The sequence below is a fragment of the Streptomyces sp. NPDC048644 genome (assembly GCF_043199105.1).
Lineage (GTDB): Bacteria > Actinomycetota > Actinomycetes > Streptomycetales > Streptomycetaceae > Streptomyces.
The window spans coordinates 184,451-207,447 of the sequence record NZ_JBICVO010000002.1; the positions used below are offsets into that span (position 1 = coordinate 184,451).

Consider the following 22,997-nt stretch of genomic DNA (forward strand, 5'->3'; position numbering starts at 1 on the left):
CGGGCGCCGCACCGGGGCCCGCGGCCATGACAGGGAAAGGCCCCTGTGGCGGCGGTGACCGGTGTGCCAAGGTGGGGCATATGACGTGGAACGGTGACGACTACCAGGCCCGGTTCGACCGGATGGCTGCCGAGGGGGAGGACGTGCACGGTGAGGCCGTGTTCGTCCGGGCCTTCGATCCGGCGAGTGTGCTCGATGCGGGCTGTGGCACGGGGCGGGTGGCCGTGGAGCTGGCCCGGCACGGTATCGATGTGACGGGCGTGGACGCCGATGCCTCGATGCTCGACACCGCTCGGCGCCGGGCGGCGGAGATCCGTTGGCACCGCCGGGACCTGGTCGGCCTCGATCTGGGGCCGACCTTCGACGTCGTGGTGATGGCGGGCAACGTCCCGTTGTTCACGCCGCCCGGGACGGAGGCCGACCTGGTGGCCGGAGCGGCCCGGCACGTCCGGCCCGGGGGGCACCTCGTCGCCGGGTTCTCCCTGGACCGCGGTTACGGTCTCGACGACTACGCCGCACACTGCCGCGCGGCGGGGCTCGTGCCGGAGGCCAGGTATGCGACCTGGTCGCGCGAGCCCTACGCCGGCGGCCCGTACGCGGTGTCCGTGCACCGCAGGCCCTGACGGGCCGCGGCGCCCGGCGGTCAGGGAAGCGCCTGCCGGAGGGTAGCGGCCGGCTGCTCCGGGCGGTCGCGCAGCAGGTTGTGCCCGGCGGTGAGCGCCGCGGTCGTGTGCCCGCCCGTCGTCAGCGCCGACCATGCGGCGAGGTTCGCCGCCGAGACGGTCCGGTCCTTTGTGCCGCGGGCGGTGAGGATCGGCGCCGCCAACGGCGTCCAGCGGGCTGCCCCGGTGAGGTACTCGTGCGTCGCCCGGTAGTCGGCCCGGCTCTGCGCCGCGGTCGCGCCCACGGGCACCCCGGCCGGGCCCGTGCCTGACCCGGCCGCCGTCACGTCGCCGATCTGGAACGCCGAGGCGTTGCAGCCCGTCAGCCCGTCAGCCCGTCGCTCAGCACGAGCGGGACCAGGCCGAGGACATCCAACGCCACCCGGCGGGCGCGGTGACCGGCCCGGCCAGCCCCGGGAGCGCATAGGCCGCGGAGATGACGGCCAGCGCCCTGGGCCGCAGGCCGGCCGTGCAGGCGAGGGCCACGCGCTGGAGGACCGCGATCGAGGCGAGGCCGACGCCGATCCCCTGCGTGCCCCGGCCCACCACGAACACCGCCATCTTCCCGGCGGTCCCCGCCAACAGCAGTCCGGCGGTGAACACGGCACTTCCGGTGCGCCGCGGCGGCGCGGCCCGATGCGGTCGCAGCACTGGCCGGCCACGCCCGGGCCCACCACCCGAAAGCCGCCGCCTGCTGCCACCGAGCCTCTGACTCAGGTCACTGGTCGGCCGCGAACCGGCCCGCATGAGCTACGGGACGTAGCTACCGCCCCCGGAGTGGCAGCGGAAGCTTCATCGCCACGACCACCGAGATCGGCCCTTAAGCCCGACTACTCGGGCACACGATCGCGGATCACGATCAAGCTCTGTTCCGAAGATTGCCAACTGGGCACTCCCCGGAATGTGAGCCGGGGCCGTTGACCGGACACACCCACCCTCGCAGGGAGGTGGCGAGGTCGGCGGTGAGCCGGGAGCTGAGGGCTTCGACGTTGTCGAGGGGGTAGGTGTGATTGCCGGGAAAGAGCCGCGGGGTGGCCGGTTGGCTGCTGATGTCGTTCCAGCCGGCCAATGCCTCTGGGGAGATGACGGGGTCGTCCTCGCCTCCGTAGAGGGCGAGTTGGGTGTCCAGCGGTGGCCCCTGGTGGGGCGAGGATTGCAGGGCGAGCAGAAGATCGGCGAGCATCGGAATCCACGCGTTGACCAGCGCCCTGGGGTCGTCTTGGCCGGCGTGGTTCGGTAGGCGGCCGAAGAGCTTCTCGATTCCCTTTCGGCCGCCGAGCAGGACATCCGGAGCCTTTGCGGTGAAGTCGGGGTGGTGGGGGGCAGCCATGGCGGACAAGGCGAGCAGGGTGGGCGGGCGGTGCCCCTGCCGGGTAAGGCATTTGACGGTCTCATAGGCGATGAGTGATCCCACGCTGTGACCGAACACGGCATACGGGTGGCCGTCGTCGCCCTGGCGGATGCGTTCTGCGAGGAGCTGTCCGAGGCGCTGCGGGTTGGTGTGCACCGGCGTGCCGGTGGCGCGTCCGCGTCCGGGCAGTTGCAGGGCGTGCAAGCTGACGGTGGTCGGCAGGTAGCGGGTGAAGGCTTGGAAGTAGGGGGCGTTCATCCCTGCGGGCGGCATGCAGTAAAGGCGTAGGAGGTGTTCGCCGCCGGTGGCCGGGCGGAGGGCGACGAAGTCCGGTTGGTCGATGGCGGTGGTGAGGCGGGCCGAACTGTCCGTCGGGCCGTTGACGTTCATACGTGTTCACTCCGCTCCGGGACGGCGACCGTCTTGGTGGAATCGGGGGAACCCTGCTGCTGGATGCGGTGCAGGGCTCGCTTGGCGATGTCGGGGAGGTGGGCGGCGCCCATCAGCTCCAGGGTGGGGATGTCGCAGCCGAGGTGCTGGCGCAGTGCCGTGGAGAGTTCGAGGAACATCAGGGAGTCGATGCCGAGCAGGTCCAGGCGGCAGGTGCGGTCGAGGCGGTCCACGGGGGTGTGCAGGACGGCGGCGGCGAGCTCGGCGACCTTGTCCTCGATCAAGACGATGGCCTCGCCGTTGCTCATCCTGGCAACTTTGCTGCGCAAGGTGATGAGACTGTCGGTGCTCACGTGATGCTGTTGGAGCAGTGCGCCGGTCCTGGGCGCCTTGAGACGGGGCAGGACGCGGCTGATGCTGTCCCAGTCGAAGCGGCCCAGCGCGACGACGGGCCCCGTTCGGGTGTCGAGAAGCCGGTCGAGTGCGGTGAGCGCGTCGGTGGCGGTGACGGGGGCCATGCCGTAGGAGGCCATCTCGTCGAGGCGCCCGGTGCGGTGAACGTATCCGGCGTCCGCGATGACACCCCATTGAACGGCGAGGGCGGGGCTGCCGCGTCGGTGCCGGGCTCGGATCAGCGCTTCCATCGCCGCGTTGGCGGCGACGTAGGGCGCTTGCTGGATGTTGCCGTCAAGGGCGGCTATGGAACTGTAGGCGAGGAAGAAGTCGGGATCGTGGCCCTCAGCGAGAGCGGCGAGCGCATGAAGTCCGGTGATCTTGGGGGCAAGGACGGTTTCCAGGTGGGTGTCGGTGAAGTCGGCCAAGGGGGCGTCCGCGAGGACCATGGCGGCGTGCACGACACCGCCCAGGCGCCGTTCCCGCAGGGCGGTGCGCACAGGGTCGAGGGTGCCGGGCCGGGTGATGTCGGCGCTGTGCACGGTGACCTCGGCTCCCGCGGCGCGCAGCTCGTCAAGCAGGTTCGCAGCGCCGGGCGTTCGGGCGCCTCGGCGTCCGACGAGATGGAGGTGGCGGGCGCCGCGTGCGGCGAAGTGGCGGGCCGTGACGGCGCCGAATCCCGCGAGGCCACCGGTGATGACGTAAGCGGCGTCGGCGTCGAGTGCGCTCGTCAGCCCGGAGCCGACGACCGGCGGTGGGGCGTCGAAACTGATGACGATCTTCCCGATGTGCCGGGCGTGGCTCAGCAGACCGAAGGCCTCCCCAAAGCGGTGCGCGGGGAACGTGTGATGGGGCACCGGCCTCCAGTGGCCGGTGGTGACGGCTTCGGCCAGCTCCGTGAAGTGGCGCCGTACCACGGGCGTTTGCCGATCGTGCAGGTCCAGGGTGTCCACGTCGAAGAACGAGACGTTGCGGGCCGGCGGGGACACGGGCAGTGGATTGTCCCGCTCCCCATCGCGTCGGCCGAGTTCTATGAAGCGCCCCTGCGGGGCGAGCAGGCGCAGGCTGCGCAGGCGGGCCTCGCCGGGCAGAGAGTTGAGGACGACATCGACGCCGCGGCCGTCGGTCAGGTCTGCGACCTGCTCGGCGAAGTCCAGGGTGCGCGAGTCCAGCACATGCTCGACGCCCAGCAGGCGCAGCAGACTCCGTTTGGCGGGGGTACCGGCCGTGGCGATGACGCGCGCGCCGGCTCGCTGTGCGAGTTGCAGGGCGGCCAACCCGACGCCCCCGGCAGCGGCGTGCACGAGGACGGTGTCGTCCTCGGTCAGGACAGCGCACCGCTGGAGGGCGTGGTGTGCGGTGAGGAACGCGGTGGGCAGGGTGGTTGCCGCGGTGAATTCCATGGTGCCGGGCAGCGGTATGACGTGATCGCTGGAAGCGAGGACATGGGAGGCCAGGGCGGTGTGGGCCATGGCCGCGACGCGGTCGCCCGGTGCGAGATGGGTGACACCGGGGCCGACTGCGGTGATGGTGCCCGCGCAGTCCAGGCCAAGGCCGAGGAATCCGTGGCGCCGGGCCGCAGGCAGGGAACTGTGACCGGTTGCGGTCAGCAGGTCGTGGTGGTTCAGCGCTGCCGCCGCGGTACGGATGAGGACCTCCCCTTCGGCCGGATGGAGCGCGGTGGTGGCGCGCCAGGTGAAGAGGGGATGTCGTCCGGGGGCATCGACGTGCAGCGCGTAGTGGGGCTCGGATTCGGATGTGATCTCGGTGTCGGGCAGTGGTGTGACACGCGTGGCGAAGCGCCCATGCGGCGTGAGGACCACCTCGTCGTCGACGAGCCCCTCGGGGCTGCCCGCCGCGGCTGCGCTGCCCTGAAGATGGTGCAGTTCGTGCAGGAGACGCTTGAAGGTGTCGTCGTTGCCGGGTTCGGTCAAGGCGATGCGGCGTACGCTCAGTGAGGGCTGTTCGTTCGCCAGGCTTCGCGCGGCGCCCCACAGGGGGGCGCCATGGGGTGAGGGTGGCGGGGTGGGTGGCTGCTGGCTGTCGGCGTCGATGATCCAGACACGCAGGTTCCCTTCGCGTGACTGCGCACTCCGGCTCCAGGCACGGGTGAGGTCACGCAGCGCGGCAAGCTGCCGTACGCCGTGGTCGGTGTGGTGCTGTGGCCCTGTTTCGTCGGCTGGTTCGGCGAGGAGGATCACGTCGCTCACCGGCCGGTGCGCCTTGGGACCGTCTGCCGCACCGGTCAGTTCGCGCGTCCAGGAGTCGGTACCGGTTGCCTCCGCGACGTGGTGGACGCGGTCGTTGGGGTATGCGGTGAGCAGTGCTCGGGTCAGCCGGTGCGTCAACTCGGTGGGGGCGTCGGCGGTAGGCGTGCTCAGCAGCCAGGACCGTTGCGTCGCGTTGTCGAGCGCCGTTGAGGTGGCGTTCGGCAACGCGACGCCCCATGCGCCGGGAGAAGTACGGTCCGCTGCCTTGTCGGGGACGGCGTGGGCGCCGCGCTCTGCGACGATGAGGGACACGTAGGGCCGGTCCGCGGCGGTGTCGTCATATTGTTCCGTGGTCGCGAAGCCGCAGTCGGCGAGGAGCTCGGGCCAGCGGTCGTAGGGCACCAGTGGACCGTCGGGCCGGACGCCCTGGTCGGTGGAGAGCCAGAAGGAGTCCAGCAGGCCGAACACCGGAGCCAGGAGTTCCACGCTGTGGGTTTCCAGGGCGACCAGGTGGCCGCCGTCGGCGAGCAAGGTGGCCATGGAGCGCAGGGCGCGGGAGATGTCGCTCGTGGCGTGCAGGATGTTCGCGGCGATGACGAGGTCGTAGGCACCTGGCTCGAAGCCTTGGGCCACGGGGTCACTGCCTGCGTCCAGCACCTGGTGGATGAGGAAGTCGTAGGTGTGGAAGCGCTTCTTGGCGGCGGGGAAGAACGCGGGTGACACGTCGGTGAAGGTGTAGTGGACGCGCTCGGGCGGCAGGTGTGGCAGCAGGGCCGCGGTGGTGGCGCCGGTGCCCGCACCGACCTCGAGGATGCGCAGCGGCCGGTCGGCGGGCCAGCCATCGACGATGTTGCGGATCCAGCCGACGAGCGCATGGGTGTGCGGGGCGAAGAAGGTGCTGGCCTCGTAGAACCGTTGGACGAGGTTGTCGGACTCGGAGAAGAGGAGCTCCAGAGGGTTGGCGTCACCGGTGAGAACCTCGGCGAGGCGGCCTCCGCACACACCGTAGGTGAGGACGGTGACGCTCTGACCGGGAAAGTCCTCGAGCAGTCGGCTGAACAGTTCCTCGGGGCGTGGCGCGGCCGTGATGCTCCAGGCGTCGGGCCCGGTGGCGGTGAGGACGCCGTGGCTGACGGCCTGGAGCAGCAGGACGTCGAGAAGCTTCGCGTGCTTGGCCTCGACTCCTGCGTCGATGAGGTCGGCCAGGCCGAACGAGGAGTGCTTCGCGGCTGGGAGCAGGTGGCGCATGGCCTGGGCCGTGAAGTGGGCGCAGACTTCGAGCAGCCGCGGCTGGAGCGCGTCGCTGATCTGGTGCAGCCGGCCCAGATGGGCGTCATTCCGCCTTCCGACCAGGTCCGGCAGTGACTGCGGGGCAGGCAGCGGGCTCCGGCCGGGCTCAGGTTGGCCGGGTACGGGCGCCGCGCGCAGGACTTCGGTGAGGCGGTCCTGCTCGTCGACGGTCGCGGTTTCGAAGCGTCGCAGTTCGCAGCCGAGCAGTTCCATGCACACGACACCGTCGTCGTCGCACACGGCGATGTCCCACAGGGCGTCGGGGCCGGTGGCGCGGGTGACGTGGGTGAAGCCGGAGGAGGGCAGGGCCCGCCAGCTGCGGATGGTGGTGATGCGGGCGGGCAGGAACGGGGCGGGTCGGTCCGCGGTGAACATCAGCGGCAGACAGGTCTGCAGGGCGCCGTCCACCAGCGTGGGGTGGGCGATGATCTCGGTCTCGGGCTGAACCGGTGCGGTGAACTCGTAGCGTCCTACGGTTTCTTCCGGCCCGGTGTGCAGGTGTGTGACGGTCCGAAATGCCGGTCCGTAGTCAAGACCGGCCTGATGGGCGGCTGCGTAGTGATCGAGGGCGAGATGCTTGTTCGGCAGGCGGCGTTTCAGGGCGGCGATGTCCAGGCAGGGGCGCTGTGGGCGCAGCAGACTCCGCACGCCGGCGCGGACGTGCTCGGTCCAGTCCTGTGCACCCGTGCGGCTTCGGATGGTGAGCCGGCCGTCCTGGGCAAGGTGGGTGGCCAGGTGGACGTCGTCCCCGTCCGTGGGGCTTGCCGAGTCGGCGCTCCAGTCGAGGGTCAGGGCTCGGTCGATGGACAGGCCGGTGATTTCGAGTGGTTCGTCGTGCCGGCTCCGCGCGGCGGCCAGAGCCATCTCCACGAAGCCTGCGGCGGGCCATACGACAGCGTCTGTGACCCGGTGGTCTTCCATCCACGACAGCCGGTCGGCGTCCAGACGGTTCAGCCACGTTGCTTCCGGTCCGGGTTGGCGGGAGCCGAGAAGGGGGTGGACACCGGCGGTGTCCTCGCTGGGGGCGTCTTCCTGCCACCAGGACGCGTCGCCGTTCCAGTGCCGCTCGCGCTGCCACGCCACCGCCGGCAGGTCGGCTACCGCGCCGGGACGGGGGAAGTAGCTGTCCCAGTCCACCGCTGCCCCGGCGGCGAGTACGCGCAGGACGGTCTGTTGCAGAGCGTCCACGCCGGCGAACGTCCGGGACAGTGTGGGAACGATCGTGCCGGGGGCGGAAGCGCCGGCGGTGGCACGTCGCAGGTAGGCAGTCAGCACGGGGTGAGGGCCGATCTCGACCAGGACGTCGCAGGCGGCGTCCCCGGCTGTCAATTCGGTGGCGGCCTGGTGGAAGCGGACGGGGCGGCGGATGTTGGCCCACCAATACCCGGCGTCCAGGGCGTCCCCGGACCCGGCGCGGCCGGTCACCGTGGAGATCATCGGAATGCGGAAGGACCCGGGGGCCAGGGATTTCAGTGCACGAGCCAGTTGGTCACGCACGGGGTCCATGGCTTTTGTGTGGAAGGCGTAGTCGAGGCGCAGGTCCCGGAAGAAGACGCCGTCGGCATCCAGTGCGGCGCCAAGGGCTGCGAGGTCCTCGTGCGAGCCCGCGAGGGTGACGTCCTGGTCGGAGTTGATCGCGGCGATCTCCACGCGGTCGTTCAGCTGAGCCTGCTTGAGCCGTTCCCTGGCGGCGTGTTCGCTCAGGCCCACCGCGGCCATGCCTCCCGAACCCGCGGTGGCGGCCTGCGCGAGGCTGCGGGCGGCGATGACGCGGCAGGCTTGGGCCCGGGTGAGGCCACCCGCACAGTACGCGGCGGCCACTTCCCCGACGCTGTGTCCCATCACGGCGTGCGGATCAACGCCCCGGGCGGACAAGGTGGCAACCAGGCCCGCCTGAACAGCGAACAGCATCGGCTGCGCGACTTCCGTACGGTCCCAACGGGAGGCGTCGGCGCAGGCCAGCTCGTCGCGGACTTTCCAGCCGAGCAGGGGTTCGAGTTCGTTGCTGACGGCTTCGACTTCGGCGGTGAACGCCCCGTCCTGGTCGAGGAGTTCGGCTCCCATGCCCGCCCACTGCGAGCCGTTCCCGCAGAAGACGAAGCCGATCCGGCCTCCGCCCGCCAGGCGTTCGGTAGCAGTGCCGACGTCCTGTCCTTGTGCCGCCCGGCCCAGGACGTCGGCGGCTTGGGCGGGGCCGGTTGCGAAGAAGGCCATACCGTGGCGGCGCCGGGTCCGTCGCCGGCATGAGGTGAAGGCGGCGTCGTACAGGGCCCCGGGCCCCTGCGAGGAGTCGGCGGCCATAGCGGTGAAGTGCTCCGCCCAGGACTCCAGGGCGGCGGTCAGCGCCTGGGGCGTATGCGCAGAAACGATGACCGGCACCGGTCGCGCTGCCGTGCTGACGACCGGCGCGGCGGCTACGTCGCTCACTGCGGCGCTGTCGGCGGTAGCAGCCCGGTCCGGTTCCGCCGACAGCACAGGCGGTGCGGCCAGGACGGCGTGCGCGTTGGCACCGCCGATACCAAAGGAGTTGATGCCGACCACGACACGGCTGTTGCCGGGAACGGGGCGGGCGGCGAGCACCGGCTGCAGACCGAGGCGGTCGAAGTCGATCTTCGGATTGGGTGGATCGGCGTGCAAAGTCCTCGGTATGGAACGGGATTTGATCACGACCAACGACTTCAGGACTCCCGCCATCCCGGCCGCCGCTTCCAGGTGCCCGAGATTGGACTTGATCGAACCGATCGGCAGCGGTGTGCCGGCCCGGTGGCTGCCGAGCACCTCCCCCAGCGCCGCGCACTCGACCGGGTCGCCGACCAGGGTGCCAGTGCCGTGCGCCTCCACATAGGAAACGTCGCGCGCATCGATGCCGGCGGTGGCGTACACCCGGCGCAGCAGAGCGGCCTGGGTGCGTGAACTCGGCGCGGACAGACCCACGGTGCGGCCGTCGGAGTTGAGTGCGGTGGCCAGGATGACGGCATGCACCCGGTCGCCGTCGGCGAACGCGGCGGCCAAGGGTTTCAGGACGAGCATCACGGCGCCCTCGGAGCGTACGAAGCCGTCGGCTGCGGCTCCGAAGGGGTGGCAACGCCCCGTCGGTGAGACCACTCCGGCCTGGGCAAAGCCGATGAAGGGGCCCGGCGACAGCATCAGGTTCACCGCGCCGGCCAGGGCGAGGGGGCTGCGGCCGGTGCGCAGATGCTCGCACGCCTGGTGCAGCGCGGTCAGGCCGGAGGAACAGGCGGTGTCCACGGCGCTGGACGGGCCGGTCAGATCCAGTTCGTACGAGACGCGGTTGGCCGTGATCGACAGCAATCCGCCGGTCGTGGTGTAGGGATTGCTCGAACGCAGGCGGCGCGCCTGCAGGTCGGCGTAGTCGTGGGTGGAGACGCCAGTGATGACGGCGGTTTCGCTGCCGGCCAGGGCATCGGTGTCGAGGGCGGCGTCGTCGAGGGCCTCGACCGCGCACTCGAGCAGCAGACGCTGCTGCGGGTCGATGCGGGATGCCTCCTTGGGAGCGATGCCGAAGTACGAGGCGTCGAAGCCGGTGACTTCCGGCTCGGGCAGGAAACCGCCCGCTATGGAGTGGAACTTGCCCGGCGTTCCCGGACGACGGGCTTGATGGGCACTGATATCGAAACGGTCCGCGGGCATGGTGCCGACCAGGTCGCGCCCTTCATGCAGGGCATGGCCGAGTTGGTCCAGTCGGTGGATGCCGCCCGGCAGACGCAGGCCCACCCCGATCACCGCCACCGCATCAGCAGGCAGCGAGGCGGGGTCGGAGGCGGTGGAGGGGTAGGGAGAGGAAGGACGGGGTTCAGCCATGAATGCCTCCACGTAACCGGCGCGGGTTCGAATCTCAGGAAGGGTGAGGCGACAACGGGGCGTGTCGGGACAGCGCTCAAGTGCTGAGGGAGGTGCACGGGCCGGGGCGGCGGCGTCCACTCCCCCGGAGCTGTCAGGCCGAGGGGCTACCCAGTCGGCTGCACGGGCTTCCGGCCCCATACGGAGACGGCGTGCATGCCGAGATCCGTGAAGTCCGGATGGTCGATCAAGGACAGCGCCGCGTCCAGCTCGCCGGTCAGGGGGGAGCTGTTCCTGGCCTGGAAGTCGCGGAGTTGAGCGAACGACAGACGCCAGAACTCATCCGCGGGACCGCCGTCACCAATCATCACCGGCTGCACCCCCATGCCGCCCAAGGTGAAGCCGCCGTCGGTCACCAGGGCTTGCAACCGTCGGCCCAGGCGGAGATCGCTGCCCTGGGAGACCCCAAGGGTCCGCTCGGCAACGTGCAATCCCTGACGCATCACCGGGTGGGGTGAGGCGTCGGCGGGCCCCAGGTCGAGGTCCTCGACCAGGAGGAGACCACCGGGCCGCAGCCACTCAGCCATGGCAGCCAACACCTGTGCGGGGTCGGCCAGATGGCACAGGACCATCCGGGCGTGGATCACCTCGAAGGAGCCGGCGGGAAAGCCGTCCTGGGTCACGTCGTGGCACAGGACGGTGATGCGCTCTTCGGCCGCGAGCTCCTCGAAGAAGCGGGTGTCGATATCGGTCGCGGTGACGTCACCGCTCGGGCAGATCCGGGCCAGCATCCGGGCCACCGACCCAGAGCCTGCCCCGACTTCCAGACAGCGGGCCGTGGCGGGCACGCCTGCCTGTCTCAAGTAGTGCTCGGTGAACGGATCCCACAGGTCCTCCAGTGCATGCAGCCGCCCCTGCTCACCGGTCCTCTGATGGCCGAAAGCCCCGGCTTTGTAGCCGGGCGCCACCTCGGGTCCGGGCCGGCGCCGGGGTATGGAGTTGAGTCGGGTCAACGAGGGGCCTCCCTAAGGACTGTTCCGTAACAGATGATCTTGCCATGCCGGTCTGATCACGGCGTTGGAGCCATCCTGGACAGTCCCGTTCACCGGCTGAACCCGCGGCAGTTCGGCAAGCTGGTCACTGCGGAGCGAAGGTACGGACCAGGCACACAAGGGCCGGCCGTGGAGCCTGACTCCGGAGGACCGGATCCTGCTCGTAGCGGCTTGCCGGCGTACGAACTTGACGCTGCGCCAGCTCGCCCCGCTGTTCGGGGTGTCGAAGCCGGCCGCCAACCGCATCATCGGCCACCTCGGACCGTCGCTTGCGCTTCAGCCCCGTCAGCGGTTCCGCAAGGACGCCGTGCTGATCGTCGACGGCACCCTAGTGCCCACGCGGGTCATACGGTTGCCCAGCAATCGAAGAACTACCGGTACTCGACCAACCGCCAGGTCGTCATCGACGCCGACTCCCGACTCATCGTCGCCGTCGCCGTCGCCGTCGCCGTCGGCCAGCCGGTCACGGGCAACCGCAACGATTGCAAGGCGTGGGAACTTTCCGGTGCGAAGGCCGCCGCCGGTCGGGCCACGGTCATCGCGGACGGCGGCTACCGGAGCACCGGCCTGCTCATCCCGCACCGCCGTGAACGCGGCCAGACCGAACTGCCAGCTTGGAAAGAGGAGCACAATGCCTCCCACCGCAAGGTCCGGGCCCGCGTCGAGCACGTCTTCGCGCGGATGAAGGCACGGAAGATCCTTCGTGACTGCCGTCTGAAAGGCGACGGTTTTCACACCGACATGCTCGGCATCGCCCGGCTGCACAACCTCGCCCTCACGGGGTAACTCCCGCCCCATACGAGACCAGAGAGGCCCAAGGGAGGCGGCTCCCCACCTCCCGCAGCCGTGCCGGGTCGGGGAGTTCGCCGTACCACAGCAGGTGGGCGGCCTCCTCGAAGGAGCGGTGCGCGGCCAGGTCCTGGACGGGGTAGCCGCGGTAGGTGAGGGAGTTGGTCTCCTGGATGACGGTGGAGATGCCGGTGGTGTCGGCGACGACGCCGGCGAGCCCCCGGTGGATCTGGGGCGTGACGGTGGTCATGGTGGGTGCCTCCGGTGCGTCAGGTGCCGGGCGGGAGGGTGAAGTCGAAGACGGCCGCGTCGAAGGCGGTGTACGTCTCGTAGCCGAGGAGTTCGTAGAGCCGGGAGCGGGTCTGCATGCGCGGCAGCAGGGATTCCTGGGTGCCGTCGGCTGCGAGGGTGCGCAGGCCGTCCTCCATGGCGCCCATGGCCAGGCGCAGCAGGGTGACCGGGTAGAGGGCGATGTCGTAGCCGAGGTTTTGCAGGGTGCGTGCGTCGAGCGGGCGGCCCTTGCCGAACTCGGTCATGTTGGCGAGCAGGGGCACCGGGACCGCCTCGCGGAACGCCGCGAACTCGGCCTCGTCGGCGAGGGCTTCGGGGAAGACCGCGTCGGCGCCGGCGTCGACGTACGCCTTCGCCCGGTCGATCGCCGCGTCCAGGCCCTCGACGGCGCGGGCGTCGGTGCGGGCCATCAGCAGGAAGCCGGGGTCGCGGCGGGCGTCGACGGCGGCCCGGATGCGGCGGGTCATCTCCTCGCGCGGTACGACGGTCTTGCCGTCGAGGTGGCCGCAGCGCTTGGGGTTGACCTGGTCCTCCAGGTGGAGTCCGGCCAGTCCTGCGTCCTCCATGAGCTGGACGGTGCGGGCCGCGTTCATCGGTTCGCCGAATCCGGTGTCGGCGTCGATGAGGACGGGCAGGTCGGTGGCGCGGGTCGTCTGCTGGGCGCGGGCGGCGATCTCGGTGGATGTGGTCAGGCCGATGTCGGGCAGGCCCAGGTCGGCGGCGAGTACGGCGCCGGAGAGGTAGGCGGCCTCGAAGCCGGTGTCCTGGATGAGGCGGGCGGAGAGCGGGTTGAGGGCGCCCGGCATGGTCAGCAGGCGGCCGGTGGCCAGCCGCTCGCGCAGCGCGCGGCGGCGCTCGGCGGGGGTGGTGCGGGTGTGCAGCATCAGAACAGTCCCTTCGGCAGGCCCGCGTCGTACGCGGCGACGGCGTCGGTGTCGACGGCAGGGAACAGCCCGTCGAGGTCGGGGGCGGTCAGCTCGGCCAGGTGGGCGGCGGCGGCCAGGAAGCGTTCCTGGCCGTCCGGCGTGACGATGCCGTGGGCGAGGGTGCGGAACTTGCCTTCGTAGGCGGGGCGGTCGAAGGGCCGGGCGCCTGCCGGGTGGGCGTCGGCGACGGCGAGTTCGTCCTCGATGACCGTGCCGTCGTCGAGGGTGATCACCGCGCGTCCGCCGAAGGCGCGGCGGCTCGGGTCGGGGTCGTGGTAGCGGCGGGTCCACTCCGGGTCCTCGACCGTCGTGATCTTCTGCCACAGCTCGACCGTGTCCGGGCGGCGGGCGCGCTCGGGGGCGTAGGACCGCTCGTGGTGCCAGGCGCCGTCCTGGAGGGCGACGGCGAAGATGTAGGGCACGGAGTGGTCGAGGGTCTCGCGGCTCGCGGTGGGGTCGTACTTCTGCGGATCCCGCGCGCCGGAGCCGATCACGTGATGGGTGTGGTGGCTGGTGTGCAGGACGACCGAGCGCACCTGCTCCAGGGGGCCGGTCCTCTCGCGCAGCCGCCGTGCCAGGTCGATGACCGCCTGGGCCTGGTACTCGGCGGAGTGCTCCTTGGTGTACGTGTCGAGGATCGCGCGGCGCGGTTCGCCCGGTTCCGGGAGGCTGACGGTGTAGTCGGCGCCGGGTCCTTCGAGCATCCAGGCCAGGAAGCCGTCCTCGCCCTCGTAGACCGGGGACGGGGAGGTCTCGCCCCGCATCGCCCTGTCCACGGCCTCGACGGCGGCCTTGCCGGCAAAGGCGGGTGCGTACGCCTTCCAGCTGGAGATCTCGCCCTTGCGGGACTGCCGGGTCGCGGTGGTGGTGTGCACCGTCTGCTGCACGGCCTGGTACACCGTCTCCGTCGGCAGCCGCAGCAGGGCGCCGATGCCGCAGGCGGTGGCGGCGCCGAGGTGGGCGATGTGGTCGATGCGGTGCGCGTGCAGGCAGATGCCCTTGACCAGGGCGACGTGGATCTCGTACGCGGCGACGACGGCGCGCAGCAGGTCGGCGCCGGTGCGGCCGGTGTGCTGGGCGACGGCGAGCAGCGGCGGGATGTTGTCGCCCGGGTGGGAGTAGTCGGCCGCCAAGTAGGTGTCGTGGTGGTCGAGTTCCCGCACGGCGGTGCCGTTGGCCCAGGCGGCCCACTCCGGCGAGACCCTGGCGCGGGAGCCGAAGACCGCGGCGCCGGGGGCGGCGGCGCGGTGGGCGGTGGCCTGGGCGCGGGCGACGGCGACCGGGCGGCGCGTCAGGGAGGCGGCGGCCACCGCGGCGTTGTCGATGACCCGGTTGACGGCCATGGTGACGCTGCCTGCGTCCAGCTCGTCGGTCGCGGTGGCCACCGACGCGAGCTTCCAGGCGAGTTGCTCCTCGCGCGGCAGCCGGTCGGCGCTGGGGCGGACACGGACGTGGTGCTCGATCACGGGACTCCTCGTGGGCCGGTGTTCCTGTGGTGGTGACAGGAGTGAGACTGCCCGGTGGGCGGCCGGTGGGACACCGTTCCCGGGTGCGGAATCCGCACCCGGCCGGGTCGCGAATCTGCGGAAGTTGCGAATTCTGCGGATGCTACGTTCACCTCCACAGCCGCCGCGGCACCGCCGTCCCGCGGCTCACGACGGGGAGGTCCGCCATGGCCGGGCGACCGGCAGGCCGCAAGGTCTACGCGCACGCCAAGCTGCGCCGCCTGCGCAGGGAACACGGCATGAACCAGGTGGACATGGCCCGCGCGCTGGGCATCTCCACCAGCTATGCCAACCAGATCGAACAGAGCCAGCGCCCGCTGACGGTTCCGGTGCTGCTGCGGATCGCCGAGGTCTTCGGCGTCGACACGGAGTTCTTCTCCGAGGCCGACGAGGACCGCCTCGCCACCGATCTGCGGACCGCCCTCGCGGACGAGGCGTGCGGGGCGCCGCCGCCCGCCGCCGAGGTGATCACCGAGGCGGCCCGCGACCACCCGGAGGTGGCCCGTGCCCTGGTCGCCCTGCACCGCCGCTACCGCGACGCCGCCGAACGGACCGCCGTGCTCGCCGCGCCGGACGCGTCCGACGCGCCGCTGCTCCCGGGCGAGCCGCACGACGAGGTCCGCGACTTCTTCTACGCCCACCACAACCACTTCGCCGCGCTGGACGCCGAGGCGGAGCGCATCGCAGGCGCCATGGAACTGGCGCCTGGCCGGGCGTCCGTGCCGCTCACCGCGCGCCTCGCCGAACGGCACGGCGTCCGGGTGGTCAGGGCCGCCGCGCAGCGCTCGTCCGACGCCCGGCGCTACGACCGGGACACCGGCCTGCTGTTCCTGTCCCCGTGGCTCAGCGACGGCCGGCGCGCCTTCCAGCTCGCCACCCAGCTTGCCCTGCTGGAGCAGGGGCCACTGCTCGGTCAACTCGCGTTCAGCGCCCCGGAGTTGACCTCGCCGGATTCGGTGGCGCTGGCCCGCATCGGTCTGGCGAACTACTTCGCGGGCGCCCTCCTGATGCCGTACGCCGTCTTCCACGCGGCGGCCGAAGAGGTGGGCTACGACATCGAGTTGCTGTCGGCGCGCTTCGGCGTCGGCTTCGAGACGGTCTGCCACCGCCTGAGCACCCTCCAGCGCACCGGCCGCCGGGGCGTGCCGTTCTCCTTCCTGCGGGTCGACCGGGCCGGAAACATTTCCAAGCGGCAGTCGGCTACGGACTTCCACTTCTCCCGGCTGGGCGGCACCTGCCCGCTGTGGACGGTGTACGAGGCGTTCTCCGCGCCCGGCCGGATACTGACGCAGGTCGCCGAAATGCCGGACGGCAAGCGGTACTTCTGGATCGCGCGGACCCTCACCCGCGGCGGATACGGCCACCGCGCCCCGCGCGCCGAGTTCGCCCTCGCACTCGGCTGCGAACTACGCCATGCGCACCGTCTCGTCTACGCCGACGGCGTCGCGCTGGACGGCGCCCGCGCGGCCACCCCGATCGGCCTGGGCTGCCGGATCTGCGAGCGCCGCGACTGCGCGCAGCGGGCACGGCCCCCGGCCGGCGGGCGGCTGGCCATCGACCCCGACCGCCGCACGTACGTCCCCTATCCCGTCGTCCACCGCGCCACCTGACCGCACCACGCCCGAAGGAGCCCTTGTGACCAGCCGTGTCCTGCTCGTCTCGCCCGCCACGACCGCGTCGCTGCGCCGTGCGGCCTTCGACGACGGCGACCGGCTCGACACCGCGGGTGCGGCGCGGGCCCGCGCGGCGGCCGGTTCGCTGACCGTGCCGGCCGCCGTCGTCACCTCACCGAGCGTCCGCTGCCGGGAGACCGCCCGCGCCCTCGGGCTCGACGCCGGTGACGCGCCGCCGGAGCTGGCCGGTCTCGACGCGGGGCGCTGGCGCGGCAGGACGCTGGAGGAGGTGAGCGCGGCCGATCCGGAGGCGGTGGCCCGCTGGCTCGCCGATCCGCGGACGGCGGCGCCCGGCGGGGAGTCGGTGGCCGCCGTGTGTGAGCGGGTGGCGCACTGGCTCGACGCGCTCCGTCCGGCGGGGCGGGTCGTCGCCGTGGTGGAGCCCGAGGTGGTGCGGGCCGCGGCCGTGCACGCGACCGGGGCGCCCGACGCCGCGTTCTGGCGTTTCGACGTGCCGCCGCTGACCTGCACCGAACTCAGCGGACGGACCGGGCGATGGAACGTGCGGCTCGGGGGTCCGCTCGCCGCCGCCTGAGGCACGCGGTGCGCCGCCTTCGGGGCCGCCTTCGGGGCCGCCTTCCGATGACGGCGCGGCAGGAACGCGCGAGGGCCCCCGGACGGTTCCGCGGGCCCTCGTACCGGTCGGTCCGTCACTGCCCGGCAGACACCGCCCGTCCGGGCACCGCCGTCGCCGCCGGGCGCAGCAACCGCTGCGCCAACTCGCCGAAGAGCAGGCCGAATCCGGCCCACAGGGTGAGCTGCATGGCGAGGGCGGAGAGCCGGAAGCGCCACAGCAGGGCCGCGGGGAAGTGCTCCGGCGTCTCGTTGATCGCGGGCAGGAAGGCGAATGCGAGGCCGACGACCACGGCGAAGGCCGCGACGGCCACGACCGTGGCGTACCAGGTGCCGGTCCTCGGGGCGAGCCGCTTGCCCAGGAGGGTCGCGGCGACGGCGAGGAGCACGCTCAGCACCATCATCAGGAAGTACAGGGCGGTCCGCTTGCCGATGGTGTCGGGGTTGCCGACGGCGGGCGGGTTGGCCGGGTACTTCAGGAACGGTACGACGTACACCGCGAGCAGGGCGCAGCCGGACAGCAGCAGTGCCGTGGCCCGCGGGCCGAAACGGCCGACGCGGCCCAGGGCGAAGCAGTAGACGAGTGCGGCGATTCCGCCGAAGGCGATGCCGTACACCAGGACGCCGGTGGCGAGTCCAGCGGTGGACTGCACGCCCCGGGAGACGAGTTCGACCTCGTGTTCGTGGGAGTGACCCGCGTGGGCCTCCTCGAAGCCGATGGCGCTGTCGACGTTCGGCTCCCCGAGGAGGTACGCGACGATCAGGGCGAGCACGCCGGCGCCGAGGCCGGCGAGCATGCCCCGCACGAGCAGGTTTCTTACCGTTGCGGAGTTCATGGGTATGCGGCGCCCCTCGCGTCAGTGGCAGGGAAAGCCGAGCAGGTGGCGGGCGTCGTGCACCCATTCATGGACCTCCGCGCCGCTGAACACGGAGGTGGCGCCCTGTTCGGCGCCGACGAAGTACAGCAGGACCAGCATCAGGATGCCGAAGAAGACCGCCCAGGGAGCGACCGCCTTCAGCGGCAGCTTGACCGGTACGGCCGGGGGTGTGGCGGTCGGCTGGGCGACGTGTTGCGCCATGTCGTGGCCTCCTCTGGGAGTTCGCGTCCCAACTCGGTGGTGCACAGGACGACGGCCACGGGTCTGACTCACACACCCGCCCCGTCCACGGGGACGGGGCGGGTGTGCACACAGTGGCGCGACCGTGCCGGTTTTCCACCGGCTTCCGTCGTGCCGTCGTCGATATCGCACCGAAGGTACCGCGTGTCGCAGGCCCGGCCAAGGCCCGGTCCGAGGCGTGACACCGCTCGCCGGGCGGCCGGTGCCGCGGACCTCCCTCGCAGCCCGAACTCTGAAGCCACCCACCGAATTTGCACAGAGACGCACATAAGCAGCTCCCGATACTTGCGTACAGACGCAACAAACGGCAGACTTTCCCCCGTCGAGCCGCCCGCCGCGCCGTGCGGGCGAGGCCGTGTCGCACCGGATCGAACCGCATCACTGGAGGAGGCAGCCATGGGCGAAGACCCACCCAGTCCGCGCTGCCTCACCGGCAGCCTCTGACCTCTGTGCGCCGCCACGGCTGACCGAACCGTGCCACGGGCGCTGCCGCCGCACGGGCACCGGATGCCCGCCCACGGCGGTCCCGTTTCTTCCTTTTCCTCCACGCCGGGCCGGCGTGGCCCGGCGTGCGCGCTCATGCCCGGAGCCCGCCGTGCCCGGTGTGGCCGGAGGTTTTGTGATGTCGTTCCGTACGACGAGTCCCGCCGCCCCCTCCGGGGCCTCGCTCCGCTCCCGGTTCACCGGCCGCCTGTCCCGCATGACCTGGGTGGACGTGGTCGTCGCCGCGGCCGTCCTGGTCCTGTGCTACCTCGTCCTGAGAGTCGGGCAGGGCACGACCGTCCGCTTCTCCCCCAGCCACTCCGTCACGGTGGACACCGGCCCCGGCCGGTTGCCGTACGACGCGGCGCGCTCGCTGCTGCGGATGTTCGTCGCGCTGGTCCTGTCCACCGTCTTCACCTTCGTCTACGCCTACGCCGCGGCCAAGAGCCGCCGGCTGGAACGGATCCTGATCCCGGCGCTCGACATCCTTCAGTCCGTACCGGTGCTGGGTTTCCTGACCGTTGCGGTGACCGGGTTCCTCGCCCTGTTCCCCGGCTCGATGCTGGGCCTGGAGTGCGCGTCGATCTTCGCGATCTTCACCTCGCAGGCATGGAACATGACCTTCGCCTTCCACTCCGCGCTCACCTCTCTGCCACGTGAACTCGACGAGCTGTCACGGTCGTTCCGGTTCACCAGGTGGATGCGGTTCTGGAAGGTCGAGCTGCCGTCCGGGATGATCGGGCTGGTCTGGAACGGCATGATGAGCTTCGGCGGCGGCTGGTTCTTCCTGGTCGCGTCCGAGGCGATCAGCGTCGACAACAGGGACTACGCGCTGCCCGGTGTCGGCTCCTACGCGGGAGCCGCGATCGCCGACGGCGACCTGACGAAGGTCGGCTGGGCCATCCTCACCATGGCGGTCATGGTCATCGGCGTGAACTTCTTCTTCTGGCGGCCACTGACCGCCTGGGCCGAGAAGTTCAAGAACGAGCAGTCCGAGGCGAGCGAGGTACAGCGCTCCGTCGTCCTGGACTTCCTGCGCCGCTCCCACTGGCCGCAACTGATCGGCGGCGCGCTGCGCCCCGTGGGCCGCGCGCTGGGCACCGTCGGCCGGGTACTCGGCACCGACGACCGGCCCCTGGCCATCGACCCGGCCCGCCGACGCACCGGCGACATCACCTTCACGGTCATCGCGGGCGGCCTGATCCTGTGGGGCCTGACCGACCTCGGCGGATACCTCAACGACCGCACCGGACTCGGGGTGTTCGGCGAGCCGCTGCTGCTGGGGCTCGCCACCCTCGCCCGCGTCATCGTCCTCGTCGCCGCCGCGACGGTCATCTGGGTGCCGATCGGCGTGAAGATCGGCTTCTCGCCCCGGCTGACCCGGATCGCCCAGCCGGTCGTCCAGGTCCTGGCCAGTTTTCCCGCCAACTTCCTCTTCCCGCTGGCCGTCTGGTTCTTCCTCAAGACCGGGCTGTCCCTCGACATCGGCGGCATCCTGCTGATGGCGCTGGGCGCCCAGTGGTACATCCTCTTCAACACCATCGCGGGCGCCATGTCCATCCCCAGTGACCTGCGCGAGGCCATGGACGACCTGGGCGTACGCGGCAGGCAGCGCTGGAAGCGGCTGATACTCCCCGGGATCTTCCCCTCCTACGTCACCGGCGGCATCACCGCGTCCGGCGGCGCCTGGAACGCCTCCATCGTCGCCGAGGTCGTCACCTTTGGGCCCACCACCCTGACCGCCACCGGCCTGGGCGCCTACATCGCCAAGGCCACCGCAGCGGGCGACTTCCCGCACCTCCTCGCGGGTGTGGCGGTGATGAGCCTGTACGTCGTCGGTCTCAACCGCCTCCTCTGGCGCCGCCTCCACCGCCTCGCCGACACCCGCTACGCCCTCTGAACTCCTCCCTGAACTTCCCTACGCGATTCCGGAGCCACCCATGGCGCTGAACACCCTGCGCACCCTGTGCACCGCACTCCCCCGGGCCCTCGGCCTCGCCCGGACGGGTCAGACCGCCGCCGGCCTCCCCGCCGAGCCGCCCCGCGCCGCCGACGGCGACGTCCTCCTGGAGGCCGCCGGCCTGACCAAGACCTACGCGGGCGCCGACGGAGAACTGCCCGTCCTGAGCGGCATCGACCTGGAGGTCAGGGCCGGTGAAGTCGTCGCCCTGCTCGGCAAGTCCGGCTCGGGCAAGTCCACCCTGCTGCGCTGCCTGGCCGGCCTGGTACCGCCCAGCTCCGGCGCCGTCTCCTACCGCGGCACTCCCCTGACCGGCGCCAACCCCGGCACCGCGATGGTCTTCCAGACCTTCGCCCTGCTGCCCTGGCTCACCGTCCAGCAGAACGTCGAACTCGGACTGGAAGCCCGCGCCGTCCCCGCCGACGAGCGGGCGGACGCCGCCCGGCAGGCCATCGACCTGATCGGGCTCGACGGCTTCGAATCCGCCTACCCCAAGGAACTCTCCGGCGGCATGCGCCAGCGCGTCGGCTTCGCCCGCGCCCTCGTCGTCGAACCGGACGTCCTGATGATGGACGAGCCCTTCTCCGCCCTCGACGTCCTCACCGCGGAGAACCTGCGCGGTGAGCTGATGGAACTGTGGGAGTCCGGCCAATTCCCCACCCGCGCCATCCTGTTGGTCACCCACAACATCGAAGAAGCCGTCCTGATGGCCGACCGCATCGTCGTTCTCGGCTCCCGCCCCTACGGCACCATCCGCGAAACCATCGACGTCGGCCTCGACCGCCCCCGCGACCGCAACGCGCCCGCCTTCGAAGAACTCATCGACCGCGTCTACCGGATCATGACAGGACGCGCCAAGGAGACCCGGATCCCCGGCCGTCCCGAAGGCGCGGGCCCCGACAGGCGCACCCCGGCCAACACCCCGCTGCCGCACGCCGGTGTCGACGGCCTGTCCGGTCTCGCCGAGATGGTCGCCCACCGGGGTGGCCGCTGCGATCTCGCCGACCTCGCCGACGACCTCGGCCTGGAGATCGACGACGTCCTGCCCCTGGTCGACGCCCTCGACCTGCTCGGCTTCGCGAAAGTCAGCGACGCCGACCTGCTCCTCACCGACCGCGGCACCGCCTTCGCGGGCGCCGACGTCCAGCAGTCCAAGACCATCTTCGCCGAGGCCGCTGCGGACGTCCCCCTCGTCAGGCTGATCACCAGCAGCCTGCACCAGAACCCGGACGGCACCCTGCGCGCCGGCTTCTTCCGCGACGTACTCGCCCACCACTACACCAGCGAACAGGTCACCCAGCAGCTGGAAACCGCCACCGGCTGGGGCCGCTACGCCGAGCTGTACTCCTACGACGCCGACCCGCAGGAGTACCGCCTGGACGAACCCGACAAGGGGGCGGGGCACAGCGCCTGAGCCAGGGGCCACCGCGCCTAGTGCTCGGCCGCCGGCCGCCGGATGCGCGCCGTCCTGGCCGGGCACGCGGTCCGCTCCCGCGTGACGGCGGCGGGCTCGGGCGGCGCCCCGTCGGAGCCGCCGCCCTCTTCCCGCACGTCGTTCGCGACCAGAGTCGCTTCCTCCAGCAGGCTCCGAACACGCTCGCCCGCCCGGTAGTAGATGCGCGTGCCCTCACGACGGGAGTCCACCAGCCCGGCCACCCGCAGCTTCGCCAGATGCTGCGAGGTCGCCGCCACATGCGCACCGAGCAGCTCCGCCAGTGCGCTCACCGGCAGCTCCTGCTGGGTCAGCGCCCACAGCAGCCGGTAGCGCGACGGATCCGCCACCGCCTTGAGCACCGCGACCGCACGGTCGGCGCCGGCCGAATCCCACGACATGACTTGCGCACTCATGCAAGTAGGTTAACCGGCCGCGCGGGCGCCGCCCATGACGAGCAGGGTCTTCCCGTCGTGGCCAGTGTCCCTTTCGCAGCCAACTCGCCCATGACGATCACGACTTCACCGGCTTGCGGACCAGGAGGCAGGCTTGCGGATCACGCAGGTTCTCCGGCTGCCCGACGAGCGTGGCCTGCACGGTCAGCCCGGCGCGGGTCGCCAGTTCGGCGACGCGGCCGGTGGGCGACAGGTAGACGTCGAGTGCCTCCCCGGCGACAGCTCGACACCGAACGCGGCCAGCCCGAGGGCATGGAGATGCGCCGTCACATGGCCAGGACCGCACCCCACATCGGCGACCGGGCTGCCACCGGCGGCCCGCACGAACTCCGCGAACGCCCCCAGCATCGCGCGCCCCAACAGGTCGTTCTCGAACGCGGGAGGCACCAGCTCGGCGTAGTCGACGGCAACGGTGTCGTACGACGTCCGGGTCTCGCTCAGGTGGAACGGCTCGATCACGCCGCAGACCCTACTGCCGTGGGAAATCCATCGAAGCCCCCGTCTGCCACTTCCGGCTCACCCACCCCTCACGTCACGCAACTACCAAGAGTTTCACATGCTTTGACAAACCCGGTTTGCCACACACTCATGATTTTTGGCACGTTTTTCACACTACTTTCGGTAGGAAGAAGAAGGAGGTAAG

The 22,997-nt window shown here is 71.2% G+C and carries 15 protein-coding genes, 3 pseudogenes and 1 riboswitch; of the genes and pseudogenes, 6 read left to right on the plus strand and 12 right to left on the minus strand.

What is annotated here, in order from left to right:
• Window positions 1-80: 80 nt before the first annotated feature.
• Window positions 81-623 (plus strand): class I SAM-dependent DNA methyltransferase, encoded by a 543-nt coding sequence (locus ACGFNI_RS04920; protein WP_393680649.1) that lies wholly within the window; start codon window positions 81-83, stop codon window positions 621-623.
• 20 nt (window positions 624-643) lie between these two features.
• On the opposite strand, the gene ACGFNI_RS04925 is transcribed toward ACGFNI_RS04920, so the two are convergent.
• The 5 genes from ACGFNI_RS04925 to ACGFNI_RS04945 all read right to left on the minus strand — a co-directional run bounded on the left by ACGFNI_RS04925 (window position 644) and on the right by ACGFNI_RS04945 (window position 11,065).
• Complete coding sequence (locus ACGFNI_RS04925; RefSeq protein ID WP_393680651.1) at window positions 644-907, minus strand: hypothetical protein; 264 nt, start codon at window positions 905-907, stop codon at window positions 644-646.
• 97 nt (window positions 908-1,004) lie between these two features.
• Window positions 1,005-1,265: a hypothetical protein gene (locus ACGFNI_RS04930; protein ID WP_393680653.1), complete on the minus strand. Its 261-nt coding sequence runs from the start codon at window positions 1,263-1,265 to the stop codon at window positions 1,005-1,007.
• Between the two features lie 256 nt (window positions 1,266-1,521).
• The gene (locus ACGFNI_RS04935) at window positions 1,522-2,403 is read right to left on the minus strand and encodes a thioesterase II family protein (RefSeq protein WP_393680654.1); all 882 of its coding nucleotides are present in this window, start codon (window positions 2,401-2,403) and stop codon (window positions 1,522-1,524) included.
• Window positions 2,400-10,118 carry an SDR family NAD(P)-dependent oxidoreductase gene (locus tag ACGFNI_RS04940; RefSeq protein ID WP_393680656.1) on the minus strand — a complete coding sequence of 2,573 codons (7,719 nt, stop codon included), beginning with the start codon at window positions 10,116-10,118 and terminating at the stop codon, window positions 2,400-2,402. Before ACGFNI_RS04940 ends, ACGFNI_RS04935 begins: the two co-directional genes overlap by 4 nt.
• A gap of 146 nt (window positions 10,119-10,264) precedes the next feature.
• Window positions 10,265-11,065, minus strand: a complete 801-nt coding sequence (locus tag ACGFNI_RS04945; protein ID WP_393680658.1) for a class I SAM-dependent methyltransferase — start codon at window positions 11,063-11,065, stop codon at window positions 10,265-10,267.
• Window positions 11,066-11,162: 97 nt separating this feature from the next.
• On the opposite strand from ACGFNI_RS04945, the pseudogene ACGFNI_RS04950 reads away from it, so the two are divergent.
• Window positions 11,163-11,935, plus strand: a pseudogene (locus tag ACGFNI_RS04950) (transposase).
• Between the two features lie 37 nt (window positions 11,936-11,972).
• On the opposite strand, the pseudogene ACGFNI_RS04955 reads toward ACGFNI_RS04950, so the two are convergent.
• From ACGFNI_RS04955 to ACGFNI_RS04965, 3 genes and pseudogenes are all read right to left on the minus strand, one after another.
• Window positions 11,973-12,188 (minus strand): annotated as a pseudogene (locus tag ACGFNI_RS04955) (citrate/2-methylcitrate synthase); the annotation flags it as partial.
• Between the two features lie 19 nt (window positions 12,189-12,207).
• On the minus strand, window positions 12,208-13,113 hold the full coding sequence (gene prpB / locus ACGFNI_RS04960; protein ID WP_393680660.1) for a methylisocitrate lyase: 906 nt from the start codon (window positions 13,111-13,113) through the stop codon (window positions 12,208-12,210).
• Window positions 13,113-14,621 carry an MmgE/PrpD family protein gene (locus tag ACGFNI_RS04965; protein ID WP_393680661.1) on the minus strand — a complete coding sequence of 503 codons (1,509 nt, stop codon included), beginning with the start codon at window positions 14,619-14,621 and terminating at the stop codon, window positions 13,113-13,115. The genes prpB and ACGFNI_RS04965 overlap by 1 nt, the downstream gene beginning before the upstream one ends.
• Before the next feature lie 206 nt (window positions 14,622-14,827).
• Between ACGFNI_RS04965 and ACGFNI_RS04970 the strand changes: the two are divergent.
• Together ACGFNI_RS04970 and ACGFNI_RS04975 are read left to right on the plus strand one after the other, a co-directional pair.
• A pseudogene (locus ACGFNI_RS04970) lies at window positions 14,828-16,186 on the plus strand (short-chain fatty acyl-CoA regulator family protein); the annotation flags it as partial.
• A 109-nt stretch (window positions 16,187-16,295) separates the two neighbouring features.
• Window positions 16,296-16,868, plus strand: a complete 573-nt coding sequence (locus ACGFNI_RS04975; protein WP_393680663.1) for a histidine phosphatase family protein — start codon at window positions 16,296-16,298, stop codon at window positions 16,866-16,868.
• Window positions 16,869-16,983: 115 nt separating this feature from the next.
• Here ACGFNI_RS04975 and ACGFNI_RS04980 read toward each other — a convergent pair whose 3' ends face one another.
• Window positions 16,984-17,742, minus strand: coding sequence for a CbtA family protein (locus ACGFNI_RS04980; protein WP_393680664.1), 759 nt, complete (start codon window positions 17,740-17,742; stop codon window positions 16,984-16,986).
• Between the two features lie 21 nt (window positions 17,743-17,763).
• Complete coding sequence (locus ACGFNI_RS04985) at window positions 17,764-17,985, minus strand: CbtB-domain containing protein (RefSeq protein ID WP_393680665.1); 222 nt, start codon at window positions 17,983-17,985, stop codon at window positions 17,764-17,766.
• 61 nt (window positions 17,986-18,046) lie between these two features.
• A riboswitch (cobalamin riboswitch) is annotated at window positions 18,047-18,132 on the minus strand.
• A 514-nt stretch (window positions 18,133-18,646) separates the two neighbouring features.
• On the opposite strand from ACGFNI_RS04985, the gene ACGFNI_RS04990 reads away from it, so the two are divergent.
• Window positions 18,647-20,407 carry an ABC transporter permease gene (locus tag ACGFNI_RS04990; protein ID WP_393680667.1) on the plus strand — a complete coding sequence of 587 codons (1,761 nt, stop codon included), beginning with the start codon at window positions 18,647-18,649 and terminating at the stop codon, window positions 20,405-20,407.
• Between the two features lie 40 nt (window positions 20,408-20,447).
• Window positions 20,448-21,881: a nitrate/sulfonate/bicarbonate ABC transporter ATP-binding protein gene (locus tag ACGFNI_RS04995; RefSeq protein ID WP_393680669.1), complete on the plus strand. Its 1,434-nt coding sequence runs from the start codon at window positions 20,448-20,450 to the stop codon at window positions 21,879-21,881.
• Window positions 21,882-21,898: 17 nt separating this feature from the next.
• Here the strand turns inward: ACGFNI_RS04995 and ACGFNI_RS05000 are convergent, their stop codons facing one another.
• Together ACGFNI_RS05000 and ACGFNI_RS05005 are read right to left on the minus strand one after the other, a co-directional pair.
• Entirely contained in the window at window positions 21,899-22,315 is a 417-nt protein-coding gene (locus ACGFNI_RS05000; protein WP_393680671.1) for an ArsR/SmtB family transcription factor, read from the minus strand.
• Between the two features lie 183 nt (window positions 22,316-22,498).
• On the minus strand, window positions 22,499-22,813 hold the full coding sequence (locus ACGFNI_RS05005; RefSeq protein ID WP_393680673.1) for a hypothetical protein: 315 nt from the start codon (window positions 22,811-22,813) through the stop codon (window positions 22,499-22,501).
• Window positions 22,814-22,997: the final 184 nt, after the last annotated feature.

What these genes read in the sequence shown, in the direction of transcription:
- ACGFNI_RS04920 (WP_393680649.1), top strand. Translation starts at nt 81, where the DNA reads ATGACGTGGAACGGTGACGACTACCAGGCCCGGTTCGACCGGATGGCT.
- ACGFNI_RS04940 (WP_393680656.1), bottom strand. Translation starts at nt 10,118, where the DNA reads ATGGCTGAACCCCGTCCTTCCTCTCCCTACCCCTCCACCGCCTCCGAC.
- ACGFNI_RS04990 (WP_393680667.1), top strand. Translation starts at nt 18,647, where the DNA reads ATGTCGTTCCGTACGACGAGTCCCGCCGCCCCCTCCGGGGCCTCGCTC.
- ACGFNI_RS04985 (WP_393680665.1), bottom strand. Translation starts at nt 17,985, where the DNA reads ATGGCGCAACACGTCGCCCAGCCGACCGCCACACCCCCGGCCGTACCG.
- prpB (WP_393680660.1), bottom strand. Translation starts at nt 13,113, where the DNA reads ATGCTGCACACCCGCACCACCCCCGCCGAGCGCCGCCGCGCGCTGCGC.
- ACGFNI_RS04980 (WP_393680664.1), bottom strand. Translation starts at nt 17,742, where the DNA reads ATGAACTCCGCAACGGTAAGAAACCTGCTCGTGCGGGGCATGCTCGCC.
- ACGFNI_RS04995 (WP_393680669.1), top strand. Translation starts at nt 20,448, where the DNA reads ATGGCGCTGAACACCCTGCGCACCCTGTGCACCGCACTCCCCCGGGCC.
- ACGFNI_RS05000 (WP_393680671.1), bottom strand. Translation starts at nt 22,315, where the DNA reads ATGAGTGCGCAAGTCATGTCGTGGGATTCGGCCGGCGCCGACCGTGCG.
- ACGFNI_RS04935 (WP_393680654.1), bottom strand. Translation starts at nt 2,403, where the DNA reads ATGAACGTCAACGGCCCGACGGACAGTTCGGCCCGCCTCACCACCGCC.